The 16253-nt window shown below is 60.1% G+C and carries 11 protein-coding genes and 1 tRNA gene; 6 read left to right on the forward strand and 6 right to left on the reverse strand.

Annotation, left to right across the window (positions count from 1 at the left end; translation table 11 throughout):
* Positions 1 to 75: 75 nt before the first annotated feature.
* The gene (gene uvrA, locus HKD31_RS00245; RefSeq protein ID WP_194264029.1) at positions 76 to 3120 is read right to left on the reverse strand and encodes an excinuclease ABC subunit UvrA; all 3045 of its coding nucleotides are present in this window, start codon (positions 3118 to 3120) and stop codon (positions 76 to 78) included.
* A 132-nt stretch (positions 3121 to 3252) separates the two neighbouring features.
* Here uvrA and ssb point away from each other — a divergent pair, with 132 nt between their 5' ends.
* Together ssb and HKD31_RS15990 are read left to right on the forward strand one after the other, a co-directional pair.
* Positions 3253 to 3831: a single-stranded DNA-binding protein gene (gene ssb / locus HKD31_RS00250; protein ID WP_194264028.1), complete on the forward strand. Its 579-nt coding sequence runs from the start codon at positions 3253 to 3255 to the stop codon at positions 3829 to 3831.
* Between the two features lie 142 nt (positions 3832 to 3973).
* Positions 3974 to 4180, forward strand: coding sequence for a hypothetical protein (locus tag HKD31_RS15990; RefSeq protein ID WP_194264027.1), 207 nt, complete (start codon positions 3974 to 3976; stop codon positions 4178 to 4180).
* A 93-nt stretch (positions 4181 to 4273) separates the two neighbouring features.
* Here the strand turns inward: HKD31_RS15990 and HKD31_RS00260 are convergent, their stop codons facing one another.
* From HKD31_RS00260 to gyrA, 3 genes are read right to left on the reverse strand one after another with little or no spacing between them, the layout of a single operon-like run.
* Positions 4274 to 4759: a peptidylprolyl isomerase gene (locus HKD31_RS00260; protein ID WP_194264026.1), complete on the reverse strand. Its 486-nt coding sequence runs from the start codon at positions 4757 to 4759 to the stop codon at positions 4274 to 4276.
* A gap of 31 nt (positions 4760 to 4790) precedes the next feature.
* Complete coding sequence (gene coaD / locus HKD31_RS00265; protein WP_194264122.1) at positions 4791 to 5321, reverse strand: pantetheine-phosphate adenylyltransferase; 531 nt, start codon at positions 5319 to 5321, stop codon at positions 4791 to 4793.
* Positions 5302 to 8076, reverse strand: a complete 2775-nt coding sequence (gyrA, locus tag HKD31_RS00270) for a DNA gyrase subunit A (RefSeq protein ID WP_370543883.1) — start codon at positions 8074 to 8076, stop codon at positions 5302 to 5304. The genes coaD and gyrA overlap by 20 nt, the downstream gene beginning before the upstream one ends.
* 337 nt (positions 8077 to 8413) lie before the next feature.
* Here gyrA and HKD31_RS00275 point away from each other — a divergent pair, with 337 nt between their 5' ends.
* Positions 8414 to 11446: a Hint domain-containing protein gene (locus HKD31_RS00275; protein ID WP_228120095.1), complete on the forward strand. Its 3033-nt coding sequence runs from the start codon at positions 8414 to 8416 to the stop codon at positions 11444 to 11446.
* A gap of 152 nt (positions 11447 to 11598) precedes the next feature.
* Here the strand turns inward: HKD31_RS00275 and HKD31_RS00280 are convergent, their stop codons facing one another.
* A complete protein-coding gene (locus tag HKD31_RS00280) occupies positions 11599 to 14241 on the reverse strand; it encodes a TonB-dependent receptor plug domain-containing protein (protein WP_194264024.1) in 2643 nt (880 codons plus the stop codon).
* Between the two features lie 281 nt (positions 14242 to 14522).
* Entirely contained in the window at positions 14523 to 14945 is a 423-nt protein-coding gene (arfB, locus tag HKD31_RS00285; protein WP_194264023.1) for an alternative ribosome rescue aminoacyl-tRNA hydrolase ArfB, read from the reverse strand.
* 195 nt (positions 14946 to 15140) lie between these two features.
* Here arfB and HKD31_RS00290 point away from each other — a divergent pair.
* The 3 genes from HKD31_RS00290 to HKD31_RS00300 all read left to right on the forward strand — a co-directional run bounded on the left by HKD31_RS00290 (position 15141) and on the right by HKD31_RS00300 (position 16231).
* Positions 15141 to 15216: transfer RNA gene (locus HKD31_RS00290), tRNA-Lys, on the forward strand.
* Positions 15217 to 15535: 319 nt separating this feature from the next.
* The gene (locus HKD31_RS00295; protein ID WP_194264022.1) at positions 15536 to 15988 is read left to right on the forward strand and encodes a GIY-YIG nuclease family protein; all 453 of its coding nucleotides are present in this window, start codon (positions 15536 to 15538) and stop codon (positions 15986 to 15988) included.
* 81 nt (positions 15989 to 16069) lie between these two features.
* Positions 16070 to 16231 (forward strand): hypothetical protein, encoded by a 162-nt coding sequence (locus tag HKD31_RS00300; RefSeq protein WP_194264021.1) that lies wholly within the window; start codon positions 16070 to 16072, stop codon positions 16229 to 16231.
* Positions 16232 to 16253: the final 22 nt, after the last annotated feature.

The raw sequence follows: 16253 nt of genomic DNA on the forward strand, positions 1-16253 counted from the left end.
TGACCAGTCTTTGCGGCTGGTTATGGCATCATTATCTGTTGTCCTATCAATGGGTTCTGAAGTACCGGACCGGGTTCAGGCTTTGGTTTTGTTGCGGGATCCGGCGGGGCGGCCTCTGGGTTTCTTCTCAGTAGCTTTTTCCGCTGCTTTCTCTTTGGCGGCCTTTGCCTTTTTCGCGGCCGTGCGTTCGGCTTTTGGGGGCGGCAGGCTGGCGGCGAGCATGGCCTGTGTAATTTTGGTGGCCGTGACCTTGCGCGGCTGTCTTGCGCCCGGTGCGTCCAGCAGCGGGGCCAGGAAGCGGCCGGTATGGCTGGCCTTGCAGGCGGCGATGTCTTCCGGCGTTCCGGCTGCGACGACCTGACCGCCGCCATCCCCGCCTTCCGGGCCGATATCGATCAGCCAGTCGGCCGTCTTGATGACTTCGAGGTTGTGCTCGATCACCAGAACCGTGTTGCCCTGATCGACGAGGGTGTGCAGCACTTCGAGCAGCTTGCGGACGTCTTCCGTGTGCAGGCCGGTCGTGGGTTCGTCGAGGATATAGACTGTACGGCCGGTGGCGCGCTTGGCCAGTTCCTTCGACAGTTTGACGCGCTGGGCCTCACCGCCCGAGAGCGTGGTGGCCTGCTGGCCGAGGGCGACATAGCCCAGCCCGACCTGTTGCAGAATGGCGAGACGGTCGCGGATCTTGGGAGCAGCCTGAAAGAACGGCAGGGCCTCGTCCACGGTCATGGACAGCACGTCCGCGATGGATTTGCCGCGGAACTTCACATCCAGCGTTTCGCGGTTGTATCGCGCGCCCTTGCAGGTGTCGCAGGTCACGTACACGTCCGGCAGAAAGTGCATCTCGATCTTGAGAACACCGTCGCCCTGACAGGCTTCGCAGCGGCCACCCTTCACGTTGAAGGAGAAGCGGCCCGGTTTGTAGCCGCGCGCTTTGGACTCGGGCAGTTCGGCGAACCAGTCGCGGATCGGGGCAAACAGGTCCGTATAGGTCGCGGGGTTGGAGCGCGGTGTGCGGCCGATTGGGGACTGGTCGATTTCGATAATCTTGTCGAGGTTGTCCACACCCTCCAGCCGGTCATAGGGCAGCGGTGTCTGGCTCGATTTCATGAGCTGGCGGGACAGCGCCTTGTACAGCGTGTCGATGACCAGCGTGGATTTACCGCCACCCGAAACGCCCGTGACGGCAATGAAGGTGCCAAGCGGGAAATCGACCGTCAGATCCTTGAGGTTGTTGCCGCGTGCGCCGTGCAGGGTGAGCATGCCGCTGGGCTTGCGACGTTCGGTCGGCACGGGAATGACCTTGCGGCCTGACAGATAGGCGCCGGTGATGCTGTTAGGATTTTTGGCGACCTCTGCCGGGGTGCCGACGGCGATGACTTCGCCGCCGAGCTTGCCCGCGCCCGGTCCCATGTCGATCAGATAATCGGCGGCACGGATGGCGTCCTCGTCATGTTCGACGACGATAACGGTGTTGCCGAGGCGCTTGAGGCGGTCGAGCGTGCCGAGCAGGCGTTCATTGTCGCGCTGGTGCAGGCCGATGGAGGGTTCGTCGAGCACATACAGCACGCCCGTCAGGCCCGAACCGATCTGCGAGGCCAGACGGATGCGCTGGCTTTCGCCGCCGGAGAGGGTGGCGGAACCGCGCGACAGGGTGAGGTAGTCCAGCCCGACATCATCGAGGAAGTGCAGGCGGTCCGTGATTTCGCGCAGGATGCGGCGGGCAATCTCGGCGCGCTGGGGCGTGAGGGTGGCTTCCACGGTGGAGAACCAGTCGAGCGCCTTGCGGATGGGCATGTCCGAGGCTTCGGCGATGTTGAGGTCCTTGACCTTCACGCACAGGGCTTCGGGCTTGAGGCGCGCGCCGTGACAGGCATGGCACGGCTTGTCGGACTGGTAGCGGGAGAGCTCCTCGCGCACCCACATGCTGTCCGTCTGGGCCATGCGGCGGCGCAGGTTTTTCAGCACGCCTTCGAACGGCTTGGTGATGATATGGACCTTCCCCCCATCGCTGTAGGGAATGTCGATCGGCTCTTTCGAACCGTTGATGATGAGGTCCTGCGTTGCGGGCTGAAGCTCGCTCCAGGGGGTATTCATGTTGTCGCCGCAATGGCGGGCGAGGGCGGCGAGCGTCTGGTCGTACCAGTCCGTGCTCGCGCCTTTCCACGGGGCGATGGCGCCTTCGGCCAGGGTCAGGCTATCATCCGGGACAATCAGGTTGGCGTCGAAATGGGTCTCGGTGCCGATACCGTCACAGACCGGGCAGGCGCCCATTGGCGCGTTGAAGGAGAACAGGCGAGGCTCGATCTCCTCGATCGTGAAGCCGGAGACGGGGCAGGCGAAGCGGGACGAGAACACGACATGCGCCGGGGCTTCTTTTTCCCCTGCACGTTTGACTTCCTCGGCGTAGGCCAGACCGTCCGAGAGCTCGAGCGCAGTCTCGAAGCTGTCGGCCAGGCGGGATTCGATCCCTTCCTTGACGACAATCCGGTCCACCACGACCTCGACCGTATGGCGCGTCTTGCGGTTCAGCTCCGGGGCTTCGGCAATTTCATACAACTCGCCGTCGATCTTTACGCGGGTGAAGCCCTTGCGTGTGAGTTCAGCCAGTTCGCGCTTGCAGTCGCCCTTGCGGTCCCGGACGACGGGTGCGAGCAGCATCAGGCGCATACCGTCCGGCATGGCCATGACCCGGTCCACCATCTGGCTGACGGTCTGCGCCTCGATCGGCAGGCCGGTCGCGGGGGAATAGGGAATGCCGACACGCGCCCAGAGCAGACGCATGTAGTCGTGGATTTCCGTGATCGTCCCCACGGTCGAGCGGGGGTTCTTGGAAGTGGTTTTCTGCTCGATCGAGATGGCCGGGGAGAGGCCCTCAATGGAGTCCACATCCGGCTTGCCCATCAGTTCGAGGAACTGGCGGGCATAGGCGGAGAGGCTTTCCACATACCGCCGCTGGCCCTCGGCATAGATCGTGTCGAAGGCCAGAGAGGATTTTCCGGAGCCCGAGAGGCCTGTGATGATCGTCAGGGAATCACGGGGGATCGTGGCATCGATGTTCTTGAGATTATGGGCGCGGGCCCCACGGACACGGATCGAATGGTTGTCTGGAAAGCTCACGGGGACTCCGGAATGTGGAGAAAAGGCAGTTGTGAGATCGAACGCGCTTGAATGGCGTTGGATTGTTCCCCATTAGATGGGAACTTACGTACGTATGAAAAGAACAATTCGAGAAAATTGGTTGGGACGGGAATGGCAGGCAGCGTCAACAAGGTGATTCTGGTCGGAAATCTGGGCAAGGACCCGGAAGTCCGCAACACGCAGTCGGGAACGAAGATCGTCAACCTGACCATTGCGACATCCGACACATGGAATGACCGTCAGACCGGCGAGCGCAAGGAGCGCACCGAATGGCATCGTGTCGTGATCTTCAACGAGCGCACGGCCGACGTGGCCGAACGGTTCCTTCGCAAGGGCCGCAAGGTTTACATCGAGGGTGAACTCCGCACCCGGAAGTGGACCGATCAGTCCGGTCAGGAAAAGTATACGACGGAAGTGGTGATCGACCGTTTCCGTGGAGATCTGGTGCTGATCGACAGCAATCGCGGCGGTGGTGGCGATGATGGCGGTTTTGACAACGGTGGCGGCTATGGCGGGGGCGGCAATGGTGGCGGCTTTGGCGGTGGAAGTCGGGGCGGCTCGGGCGGTTTCGGTGGAGGATCCCGTGGAAGCGCCAGTGGTGCAGCGGGTGGTGGAAACCGCTCGGGTGGCAGCAATGGCGGTTGGGATGCCCCGCCGGACAACGATCTGGACGACGAAATCCCGTTCTGATCCTGTCAGGAAAACATGGGCCAATAAAAATGGTGGATGTCAGCCGACATCCGCCATGATTTCGTTCTCTGGGGTGCTGTAGATAAAGTCTTAGAAAATTGCGCGGTCCGGAATACTGGTCGGGTCGGGAGTCGTGACAGCAATGGCATTCGCAAACTGGCTGCGTCCGTCCATTCCGCTGACAGTGCCGTTTGAACAGGCGGACAGGGTAAGTGCGCAGGATAATAACACTGCGTCGAATGCCAGAACTGATTTCCTGATCATCATTTTTATTCTTCCTTTTCTGATCGTGACGACCTTACGATTGGGAAAAAGAAGAGTGAAATCTTATGTTTCTATCTTTTCATAAGCGCTGCTTATGATGCGCGTTTCTGGAAAACGGCATAAAAAAGCCGGTGCATTCCTGCACCGGCTTTCGCAGTATTCCGCGTTTCAGCGAAAATCAGGCTTCGACATAAGCCTTGACGATAGTGTCGGGGTCCTTGACCACGCCGCCTGCGCCCGAACCGCGCTTGAGCTGATCCACATATTCCATGCCTTCGATCACCTTGCCGACGATCGTGTACTGACCGTTCAGATGCGGACTGTCGGCGAACATGATGAAGAACTGGCTGTTGGCGGAGTGTGGGGCCATCGTGCGGGCCATGCCCACCGTGCCGCGCTCGAACTTGGCCTTGTCCGTGAATTCGGCCTTGAGGTCCGGATAGGAGCTGCCGCTCGTGCCGGTTCCCGTCGGATCGCCACCCTGGGCCATGAAGCCTTCGATCACGCGATGGAACGCCACGCCGTTATAGAACCCTTCGGTGGCCAGGAGCTTGAGGCGCTCGCACGCCAGCGGGGCCAGGTCAGGGCGCAGATCGATGACGACCTTGCCAGTCTTGAGCTCGAAAACCAGCTTGTTGCCGTCGGGCACTGCAGTATCGGACATCTTGGAACCTTCCAGAAATCATTGAAGGCTCTTATGTCGGCCCTCGGCCCAGTTTCGACAAGACGATACGTGCAACATCTTCGCTGACGAAGGGAGAAATATCGCCCCCCAGCCGTGCGATTTCCTTCACGATCCTGCTGGCCGTGCTGCGATGTTCTTCAGAAGACAGCAGGAAGACCGTCTCGATTTCCGGAGCCAGACGACGCAGCGCACCGGAAAGCTGGCTCTCATAGTCGAAATCCCCGCCGGATCGCAGCCCGCGCACGACTGTGCCTGCGCCTGCCTGCCGGACGGCATCGACCAGCAGCGTATCGAAGCCGACGACCTCGATCCGATCACCATGTGGCAGCCTGTCCACTTCATGCCGCAAAGCGGCAAGGCGCGCGTCCAGATCCAGCAGCGGCTGCTTGCCTTCATTGACCGCTACGCCGACCAGAAGCCGGTCGAACAGGGCCGAAGCCCTGTGGATGATGTCGAGATGCCCGAACGTGACCGGATCGAACGTGCCGGGATAGAACCCGACACGGGGATCGGTCGGCACGTCAGGCCTCAGGTGCAGCATCGTCACCAGCGGGGGGCGCTTCGGAAGTGGTTTCGGAGGCGCCTGCCTCGCCAATCACCCTGGCACCAGCTTCGGAGCCTTCGTCGGTATCACCCTCTTCCGTGTCGTCTTCCAGAACCGGGAACACGCAGATGACCGTCTCGCTGTCATTCAGGCGGAACAGCGTCACACCGCTGGCCTGACGGGCCATGACGCGGACCTGCGAGACCGGCAGGCGGATCAGGCGACCCGTATCCGTAACCAGCATGACGTCCGTTCCATCGAGCGTCGGCAGCGTGCCCACCACTTCCTTGCCGCGACGGTTCGCGGAGAAGGTCATGTTGGTGATGCCCTGACCACCACGGCCCGACACACGGTAGTCATAGGCCGAGGAGCGGCGACCGAAGCCGCCATCCGTCACGGTCAGGAGGATTTCTTCCTGCTGTTCCAGTTCCTCGAAACGCTCCTGCGTCAGATCACCCGTGATCTCGACGGTTTCCTCATCACCGGAAACGGTTTCGTCCTCGGTGCTGTCATCCAGGGCGGCGTTTTCGGCGCGGCGCTTGGCATTGGCCATGCGCAGATAGGCCGCACGCTCCTCGACGCTGGCATCCACGTGGTTGAGGATGCACAGCGAAATGACAGCATCGCCGTCACCCAGACGGATGCCGCGCACGCCCGTGCTGCCACGGCCGGCGAACACGCGCAGGGTCTCGTCCGTGATCTGGAAGCGGATGCAGCGCGCATTCTTCGTTGCCAGGAACACGTCCTGACCTTCACGGCAGGTTGCCACGCCGATGAGGGAGTCGCCCTCATCCAGCTTCATGGCGATCAGGCCGGAAGCGCGGATGTTGCGGAAATCGCTCAGGCGGTTGCGGCGCACATTGCCGCTGGCCGTGGCAAAGGCAAGGTGCAGGTCTTCCCACAGATCCTCGTCCTGCGGCAGCGGCAGAACAGCCGTGATGGAGTCCGTACCCAGTTCCGGCAGCAGGTTGACCAGCGCGCGGCCCTTGGCGGTCGGTGCGGCTTCAGGCAGATGCCAGACCTTCATCCGGTAGGCCTTGCCGCCCGAGGAGAAGAACATCACCCACTGATGCGTGTGCGCATTGAAGCTGCGGACGATGATATCGTCTCCACGGCGTCCGGAAGCCGTGCGGCCACGGCCGCCACGGTTCTGGGAGCGGAAGACCTCCAGCGGCGTGCGCTTGATGAAGCCGTCGCGCGTGATGGTGACAACCATCTGGCCTGGCTCGATCAGGCTCTCATCGGTCTGGTCACCGAGTGCGTCGGAAATTTCCGTCACGCGCGGTGTGGCGACTTCCGCACGGGCGGCCAGAAGCTCTTCGCGCATGACTTCCATCCGGCGCGGGCGGCTCTCGATAATGGCCAGAAGTTCGCCGATCTTCTGCGCGACTTCGCCCAGTTCGCCCTGGATCTTCTCGCGCTCCAGTCCCGTGAGGCGCTGCAGGCGCAGTTCGAGGATGCCACGGGCCTGGGCTTCCGTAAGGCGGACTTTGCCATCAATGATGACATTGCCCTCGTCATGGATCAGTTCCAGCAGCGGGATGACTTCCGAAGCGTCCCACTCGCGGGCCATCAGCGATTCACGGGCCGTGGCGGCGTCCGGGGCGGCGCGGATCAGCGCGATGACTTCGTCGATATTGGCAACGGCCAGAACCAGACCGACCAGCAGATGTCCGCGGTCGCGGGCCTTGTTCAGATCGAAGCGGGCGCGGCGCAGGATGACTTCCTCGCGGAAACGCAGGAAGGCTTCCAGGATGTCCTTGAGCCCCATCGTCCGCGGCTTTCCGTCATCAAGCGCCAGCATGTTGGCGCTGAAGGATGTCTGAAGCTGCGTGAAGCGGTAGAGCTGGTTCAGAACCACATCCGGGGTCGCATCGCGCTTGAGCTCGATGACAACACGCATGCCCGAGCGGTCGGACTCGTCGCGGATGTCGGAAATGCCTTCGATTTCCTTGGACCGCACCAGATCGGCGATCTTTTCCTGCAACGTGGCCTTGTTTACCTGATACGGGATCTCGGTGATGATGATGGCCTGACGGTCTTTGCGGATCTCCTCGATCTCGGCGCGGGCGCGCACCGGGATGGAGCCGCGACCCGTCTCATAGGCGCGACGGATGCCGCTGCGGCCCATGATGATGCCGCCCGTCGGGAAGTCCGGACCCGGGATGATCTGCATCAGTTCGTCGAGTTCGATGGCCGGATTGGCGATCATGGCCAGTGTAGCGTCGATGACCTCACCGGGATTATGCGTCGGGATGTTGGTCGCCATGCCGACGGCAATACCGGCCGCTCCATTGACGAGCAGGTTCGGGAAGACTGCGGGCAGGACCTTCGGTTCGTTCTCGCTCTCGTCGTAGTTCGGCTGGAAATCGACGGTATCGCGGTCGATATCGTCCAGCAGGAAGGACGAGGCCTTGGCCAGGCGGGCCTCGGTGTAACGCATGGCGGCCGGGCTGTCGCCATCGACCGAACCGAAATTACCCTGACCGTCGATCAGCTTGACGCGCATGGACCAGTGCTGCGCCATCCGGACCATGGCGTCATAGATCGAGCTGTCACCATGCGGATGGTATTTACCCATCACGTCACCGACGGCACGGGCTGACTTGCGGTAGGGCTTGTCGGCCGTGAAGCCGCTTTCGCGCATGGCATAGAGAATACGGCGATGAACCGGCTTCAGACCGTCCCGCACATCCGGCAGCGCACGCGATATGATCACGGACATCGCATAGGCCAGATAGGAGGAGCGCATTTCCTCCTCGATCGTCACAGGAAGACGGCCGGAAGGGGTCAGATCAGTCGGCTCGGTCAGCTCGGTCAAGACAGGTCACCACGCTAGAATTCAGTTGTCCCAGCATACCGCATGCATCGCCGACACGCCACACCCGCCTCCCGGAGGAGGCTCTTCCGTCGCGGAAGCCCTGTTCCCTCATGAGACAGGAAATGTCACGCGCCCGTAAAGATTCACGAATGTGCGCAGAATGTGGATTTGTTTGTATATTATTAACTTGCACGGCTTATTTGAAAAAGTTAGCAATTAACAAACACGCTCCGGCGAGTCTCTGCCGGAAATCTTTTTGGAAGATCTCATGATGGCCGATACGACCAATGGAACCGACGACGTTACCTGCAGCAGCGAAACCAGCTTTCACCAGCACGATTATGCCTGGCGCTGGGTCGGTCCCGCCACGGGTGGCGACTGGTCGGATCCAAACAATTGGGTTCTGACCGATGCCGGCAAGACGGTGGACACGACGGACGGATCTTTCAGCGGCGATGCCATTCCGCAGAGCGAGCAGAACGCTGACGTCAATGTTGGTTATTCCGGCAGTACTACGCCGAGCGTGGTTGTCTCGAATGCCGTACTTTACAATCAGATCCGCAGCCTCAGCGTCTGGCAGAACAGCACCCTGAAGATCACCGCACAGGGTGGAAATGGAAACGTTTTCGCAACGGCCGGTCTGGAAAACTACGGCACGATCATCATCGATACTCCGTCCAGGGTCGAACTTGGGGGCGTGACGACGGGTGACGGCACCCTGACGATCATGAACAACGACGGGAACGTGATGCTTGATGACGCGCACCTGAACAACGGTACGCTGAACCTGGTCAACTCGACCCTCGGGACCGTGGACTCTCCTGTTACGATTTCCGGCGGTACGATCAACCTCCAGCAGAACAGCACACTCGTTGCGGACCTATATGGTGAAGGCTCCACGCTCAATGTCGATCCGGCAAGCGTCAACACCATCTATGTCAACGATCGCAACTCCAACAGCAGCGGCTCCGTACAGGGTACTGTCATCAATGGTGTGTCCGAAAACACCCATTTCGGCATCCTGAGTGGTTCTTCAAAGCCGACCTCTGCCACCTACACCGAAAATTCCGACGGGTCCTACACCCTGACGATCAAGCTCGATGACGGTCATTCCATCACTTACCCCACGGTCAATGTCGCAGACGGCTTTACGCCCGCGGCCCAGGCTACGATCGTCCAGGATGGATCGAATGGCTGGCTGATCGAAGATGTCGGTACGGCAACGGCTTCAGCCTCTTACGCGACGAGCGACCTCCACCAGCAGATGGCTTCGACGGCCGCTGCCGCAGCCAGCGCCGGTGGTGACGCCTCGCAGTACAGCAGCAATGCCGTCAGCTTCCATCAGCATGATGATGCATGGCGCTGGACCGGCCCGGCAACGGGTGGTGACTGGTACGATCCGAGCAACTGGACGCTGTATGACGGCCAGGGCCATGTCGTTGATACGACAGGCAACTCCTTCAACGGTAATGCCATTCCGCAGAGCGAGCAGAATGCTGACGTCAATGTCGGTTATTCCGGCAGCACCACGCCGAGTGTGGTTGTCGCCAATGCACCGTCCTATAACCAGATCCGCAGCCTTAGCGTCTGGCAGAACAGCACGCTGGAAATCACGGCACAGGGCGGCAGCAACTACAGCGGCTATGTTTTTGCTACGGCCGGTTTCGAGAACGATGGTACAATCCTGATCAACACCCCGTCGAAGGTCGAACTCGGCGGCGTCACCATGAACCGTGACGACGGCACGATCACGATCATGAACAATGACAACAACGTCGTGTTCGATGGAAACAGCGTTAACAACGGTGGCACGATCAACCTGATCAATGCCACGCTGGGAACCGCTACGAACCCGATCTGGATCAATGGCGGGGCGGTCAGCCTGGCGCAGGGCAGCAGCCTGTTTCTGAATCCGAGTGAGAATATCAGCACCATCACTGTTGATCCGAATTCGGTGAACACGCTGTATGTTGAAGCCAACGGCTTCCTGCACAACAACGATGCCAACAACCAGAGTGTTGTGGTCAACGGTGTGTCCGCCAACACGCATTTCGGGATCTCGGGTGTGTCTTCCGCTCCGACGGCAGCCACCTACACCCCGAATGCCGATGGCTCCTATACTCTGACGATTACGCTGGCTGACGGCCGTGAACTGACCTATGGCGATATCCACACGGCTGACGGCTTCACGCCTGCTGCCACGGCATCCATCGTCCAGGATGGTACCAATGGCTGGGTTGTCGAAGACAACGGCGTCACGACCTGCTTCCTCGCAGGCAGCATGATCCGCACGCCGGAAGGCGATGTCGCTGTCGAGAGCCTGCGTCTGGGCAGCACGGTCCTGGCCTTCGTGAACGGTGAAGCCGTGGAGCGGCCCGTGACCTGGGCTGGCCGCGCGCACATGGTTGCCAAGGCTGGTCCGGGCGATGCCGAAGCCGGTTATCCGGTCCGCATCCTGAAGGACGCGCTCGCCGAGGGTGTGCCTTACAAGGACATGCTGGTCACCCCGGAACACTGCCTGTTCCTGAATGGTGGTTTCGTTCCGGCCCGTATGCTCGTGAACGGTCGCTCCGTGATCTATGATCGCTCCCTGCCGTCCTACGATTACTTCCATGTGGAAACGGCTGAGCACTCCGTCATCATGGCGGACGGCATGATGACGGAAAGCTATCTCGACACCGGCAACCGTCAGGCGTTCCGCCAGAGTGGTTCGGTGGTGTCGTTCGGTGGCCGCGAGCGCAACTGGAACGATGATGCGGCAGCCCCGCTGGTTGTCAGCCGCGAGGTGGTCGAGCCGATCTTCCGTGAGATCGAGGCCCGCGCCATCGAAGCCGGTCTTGAGAACACCATCGAGGTTCCGACCCTGACCGAAGAGTCTGGTCTGCACCTTGTCACCCGCACGGGCCAGACCATCCATCAGGTCCGGACCGCCAATGGCCGATCGATGTTCATGATCCCATCCGGCGTGACGGAAGTGCGCCTCGTGTCCCATACCTTCCGTCCGAGCGAGACGGTGGGACCGTTCGTTGATGATCGTCGTCAGCTCGGCGTTCTGGTTGGTGAAGTCATGCTGTTCGACTCGGGCAACACGATCCACATCGATCAGCATCTGACCGATGCCGGCCTGGCGGGCTGGGATGTTCAGGACGATGCGGCTGCCCGCTGGACCAATGGCAACGCTGTGCTGTCCCTGACGACCCGTCAGCCGAACAGCCTCGGCATGCTGGCTATTCAGGTTCTGGCCGGAGGTCCGTACCTGCTGGCTTCTGGAGGTGAAGTCGAAACGGCTCAGACCGCCTGAGACCAGACGGCCTGAAACGGAAAAAGTCCCATCCCTTCGGGGGTGGGGCTTTTTTTGTCCATTCTCCCCGGGTGGGTGTAGGGCACGGCCTCAACGAGAAAAGGCGCCCCTGTATGGGACGCCTTTTCCTATGGGGTAGTCTGGAAAGGGGCTCAGAAGTTGGCGTTGATCCGTCCGTAGTAATAACCGCCCGTGATGGGCACCTGCAGCGAGAACTGGTCGTAGATCTGGGCGCCGCGGGAGTTGTTGACCTGCGGGACGCGGCGGGGGCGGACGTTGAAGATGTTGTTCGCGCCGATCGCCAGATGCCAGTTGCTGTTGAAGCGGTATCCGACTTCGATGTCGGTCAGCCAGCGCGGCGTATTCTTGAACTGCGCGAAGCAGCTGTTGGAATAGGCCAGGCTTCCACCGCTCGGACAGGGGAGCGTCTTGTCCGTCCAGTCGTAGTAGGTCAGCATGGAGGTTGTTTCGCCGTACCGTGTCTGGCGGACGTTGAAGTCCCATTTTCCGACCGTATACAGGGCGTTCAGGATGATCTTGCTGCGCGGATAGGCCGTCGTGATGTAAGCGATGTTCTGCGCATTCAGCAGCGGGTTGCCGTTGGTGTCGGTACCATTGTGGTGCAGGCGCGTGCGGTTCAGATCCAGCGCCATGCTGAGGTTCAGGTTACCGGCATTGTGGAAGCGGATCATATAGTCCGCCTTGATGTCCAGACCCTGTGTGCGGGTGCTGGCGCCGTTGGTCATGTAATAGGCGGACACGTTGTCGGGCGTGATGCTGTTGAGTGGCAGGGAGTATCCCATGGCCTCAATGGCCTCGATTGCGGCTTCGCCCTTGACGGTACCACCACCCACGATGCGATCACGCAGGTTGATCTGGTAGACGTCCGCTTCGACATGGAAATTCTTCACGGGTTCCACGACGATACCACCGCTGGCGCTGACGGAGCGCTCCGGCTTCAGGGCGCTGGCACCCAGGACACGGGCGGCCGTTGAGCTGACGGGCAGCAGGCCGGAGGCGCCGGTCGGGTCCACGTTCATGGCGCTGTAATGCTGCTCGGCCAGGGTTGGTGCACGGAAGCCGGTGCTGATCGTGCCGCGAAGCGCAATCTTGCTGGTCACGTCATAACGGGTCGAGACCTTGCCGTTCTCCGTGTTGCCGACATCTGTGTAGTGCTCGAAGCGACCGGCGAAATCGAGATCCCAGTGCTTGAGCGGGTGGAAGTCACCATCGACATAGGCCGCCCAGATGTCACGGCTCCAGTTGCCGGCACTGTTGGGGCCGAGACCGGCATAGCCCTGCGTGCCACCCAGTTCATAAGAGGGCGGCGTGCCGGCCTTGATCTGGTAGGTTTCGAGGCGATGCTCGCCACCGAAGGCCAGCGTCATCGGAACGGTATGGGCGATGTTGAACTGGCGGCGGAAGTCCAGGTTGTTGGTCCACTGCGCCATGCGATAGGTCTCGGCGCGCGTCGTGCTGGGCGACCAGCCGCAGCCATCGGTCGAATAATAGGACGAGGTCGGATCGGTCGAGCAGGTGCTGGCGAGCATGCCCGTATTGGCTGTGTTCTTGTTGCCGATCTTGTTGCCGTCCGCGCCATAAGTGGTGCTCAGATCCCAGTCGAAACCGAAGAAGTTGTCGCCCTTGAGGCCGAGCGTGGCGGCGTAATCGTTTTCTTCCGATGTTTCGAGCGGCGAGAAGCCGGCCGGGTACATGGTGGGGGCGATATTGGGCGTCCGATAGTTTTCGTAGGCTTCGCCGTGGCGGTGCATGTAGGTGATGAGCCCGTAGAAGTTCACGCCTTCGGTGATGGTCTTGCCGAAATCGATGGCGAGGCTTTCGCGCGTTTCTTCGGGCGTGCTCATGATCTTGTTGGAATCAGTTGGCACGCTCATCGCATTCGGAACGAGACCGTTATAATAACCCGTCGTGGTGGCGTTGTTGGGCCAGCTTCCGATCAGGCGGTGATCGCGTGCACCGACGACCATGTGGTCAGTGTGATAGACTTCGCCGCTGATGTGCAGGTAGCCGTCATTGCCCCATTTCACGCCACCGTCGGCATCCACCTTGTACTGCCAGCCGTCGCCGTTATAGGCGTTCGCGCCGGTCTGCACCGAGGTGTGCATGCCGTGGGCCTGCTTCTTGGTGATGATGTTCACCACGCCCGCGATGGCGTCGGAGCCGTACATCGCGGCGGCACCGTCTTCCAGCACTTCGATATGGTCGATGGCGCTGGCGGGGATCGTGTTCAGATCGGCACCCGTGGAGCCGAACTGCGGGCCGGCATCGGCCGTGATATTGGCCGTGTTGTGGCGGCGCTTGCCGTCTACCAGGACCAGGACTTCGTTCGGACCAAGGCCACGCATCTGGATTGAAGATGTCAGGGCGGAGGAATCCGCGCCCATGGCCTGCACGTTGATGGAGGCATAGGTCCGGGTCAGGGCATCCGCGACGTTCATCATGCCGGAATGGCGCAGTGTTGCAGCCGAAATCACGCTGACGGGGGACGAGCTTTCACGGGCCTTGCGGTTGGTCGCATGGGTACCGGTGGTGACGTTGATAGTCTCGGCTTCGCCCGTGAAATTGACGTCCGTCTTCTTCTTGCGAGGTGCGGCAACGGCGGGTGTGGCCGTCGCAGCCGTAGGATGGGCAGCACTGTGAGCGGCGCTGCTGGGTTTCGCGCTGTGATGGCGTGTGGCGGGATGCGCCGTGGTGGTTGCGGCCAGGGCAGACATGCAGGGCATGACGGAAACTGCCGTTGTCACGAGCAGGGAGATGCGATGCCGGGATTTCATTATTGCTATCTATACCTCCATGAGACGCCGCTCTTGGGTTCAGAGGGGGTTTCTGGATAGTAATGATAAAATTTCGTTACATGAAAGTAGCAAAAATGATTCTTGTGACAGATTTCCATCCTGTTGCAGAATAGCAACAAGATGTTTTTGGCTGCAAAAAATCAGAAAGGAAATTCTGTAAGGAAGATGCTTTGAGAAACATATTTCTGATTGAAGGGCTGGGAGGAGTCAGAAGTGCTGCGTGGTAGAGAATTCTTGTTACTTTAACGTACCGAGATGTGTCAGTCGTCCAGGCGGACCTTGCGGTTGCGCTTGATGCCGGCCCGATGTGATTTTCCGTCAAGCCGACGTTGCCGGGCCGCTTTTCCGGGACGGGTGGCCACGCGGAAAGTGGGGCGATGTGCCGCCTTGCGGATCAGTTCCGCCAGGCGTTCGACGACATCATCGCGGTTTCTCTGTTGTGTGCGAAAGCGGCGACCCGTGATGATGATTTCGCCATTCTGGGTCGCACGGCTGCCTGCGAGTTCGATCAGGCGTGTCCGGATGCGGTCCGACAGGACCGGAGAGCGCGTGGCATCGAACCGGAGCTGTGCGGCCGTGGCTACCTTGTTGACGTTCTGTCCTCCCGGACCGGATGCCAGGATATAGGTGATTTTCAGCTCGTCCTCTTCAAGCAGAAGACCAGGAAGAATCTCGATGGGCATCTGTTTCTTCCTTTCGGGACTGAAAAAGGGGGTGGCCGCGGTCAGGAAACGCAGGACGTCGGCCCATAGCCTCTTTCGGCGCGGGAGACCATGGAGCGATGTGACGCGTTGTCAGGCGGATGGGGGGCGGAAGCCTGTTTTTCCGGTTGGCGAGGTTGACGCCCTCATGGGTTGTGGGGTAGCCAGCGTGCGGATGAACCGGTAGCTCAGTTGGTAGAGCATTCGACTTTTAATCGAATGGTCCTGGGTTCGAGTCCCAGCCGGTTCACCATTTCCTTTAAAAAACCGCAGAAAACCGCCGTTTTTTGGGCGGGTTTGACACTTTGCCGGTTTGGTTTGACTTCGTGTGCTTTTTTACTGACGCGCGCCTCTTTTGAGGAAGAAGCAAGTTTGACAAATCACCGCTAAGTGCTTGATTCTTCGATAGAACAAAAAGAGACGTAGACAGCGTAAGTCATTGTTTTATATGGACTTATTTGCTCCCAGCCGGTTCGCCAACAAATCTCCCTTCTTCGAAATTCAGCGTTCTTCTGGCTGCGATGAGTATTGTCGCAAAATGGGCAGGAATAACGATCTGGGAAGTGAGTAGTATGTCTTCAGTCAAACCACATCTTGATCCTTTTATTCTGTCTGCTTCTGGTTTTAGAGAGGTGGGGATATGGGGGCTGCAGGATGATGGTGCCCTAATGCCTTTGCAGAAGGTTCCCGCAGGTCCCGGAGTCTATGCTTTTGTGATAGGCAACCGGGTTGTTTATGTGGGGGTAGCCATCGGAGGGTTGCGACGTCGGCTGCGGTGTTATGCCCGGCCGGGGAAAAGGAAAACGGCCAGGCGGATCAGGGATGAGATTCTCAAGGCTGTTGATCGGCCTGTTCGAGCGATGTGCGTTCAGCCGTCGGACACTCAATGGAATGGCCTGCCGGTCAATATCGCTGCGGGCCTGGAGCTGGGGCTGATCCAGACTTACGACCTGCCCTGGAACAGGCGGCATGCCAGTATGTCGGTCAAGGCTGCGACTGTGTCGGAGAAGGCTGGGTCTCCCTGAAAGCCTGCGCAATGATGGTTGGGCGTATGTTATGCAAGGGGTAAGATCAAAGCCACTTTGCGGTATGAAAGGGAAATTCTGATGACACGCGTTCGGATTGGGATAGCGCTTGCGCTGCTGGCAGCTCTTGCGGCCTGTGGCCCGGATTATGGTGGTCAGGGATCGCGGCAGTTCCGTGGCGATGACTATGGAAATGTCGGGGCGGGCCGGAGCAGCTACGGCTATCAGGGTGGTCCGACCTGAGTTTTTCTCAGGCCGGGAAGGT

It is taken from the genome of Gluconobacter potus (genome assembly GCF_015244705.1).
GTDB classification, from domain to species: domain Bacteria; phylum Pseudomonadota; class Alphaproteobacteria; order Acetobacterales; family Acetobacteraceae; genus Gluconobacter; species Gluconobacter potus.

Excerpts from the sequence above, each read along its gene's own strand:
- HKD31_RS00260 (WP_194264026.1), bottom strand. The coding sequence starts at position 4,759 with ATGTCCGATACTGCAGTGCCCGACGGCAACAAGCTGGTTTTCGAGCTC.
- HKD31_RS00300 (WP_194264021.1), top strand. The coding sequence starts at position 16,070 with ATGACACGCGTTCGGATTGGGATAGCGCTTGCGCTGCTGGCAGCTCTT.
- ssb (WP_194264028.1), top strand. The coding sequence starts at position 3,253 with ATGGCAGGCAGCGTCAACAAGGTGATTCTGGTCGGAAATCTGGGCAAG.
- HKD31_RS15990 (WP_194264027.1), top strand. The coding sequence starts at position 3,974 with ATGGCATTCGCAAACTGGCTGCGTCCGTCCATTCCGCTGACAGTGCCG.
- coaD (WP_194264122.1), bottom strand. The coding sequence starts at position 5,321 with ATGCTGCACCTGAGGCCTGACGTGCCGACCGATCCCCGTGTCGGGTTC.
- arfB (WP_194264023.1), bottom strand. The coding sequence starts at position 14,945 with ATGCCCATCGAGATTCTTCCTGGTCTTCTGCTTGAAGAGGACGAGCTG.
- gyrA (WP_370543883.1), bottom strand. The coding sequence starts at position 8,076 with ATGCGCTCCTCCTATCTGGCCTATGCGATGTCCGTGATCATATCGCGT.
- HKD31_RS00280 (WP_194264024.1), bottom strand. The coding sequence starts at position 14,241 with ATGAAATCCCGGCATCGCATCTCCCTGCTCGTGACAACGGCAGTTTCC.
- HKD31_RS00275 (WP_228120095.1), top strand. The coding sequence starts at position 8,414 with ATGATGGCCGATACGACCAATGGAACCGACGACGTTACCTGCAGCAGC.
- HKD31_RS00295 (WP_194264022.1), top strand. The coding sequence starts at position 15,536 with ATGTCTTCAGTCAAACCACATCTTGATCCTTTTATTCTGTCTGCTTCT.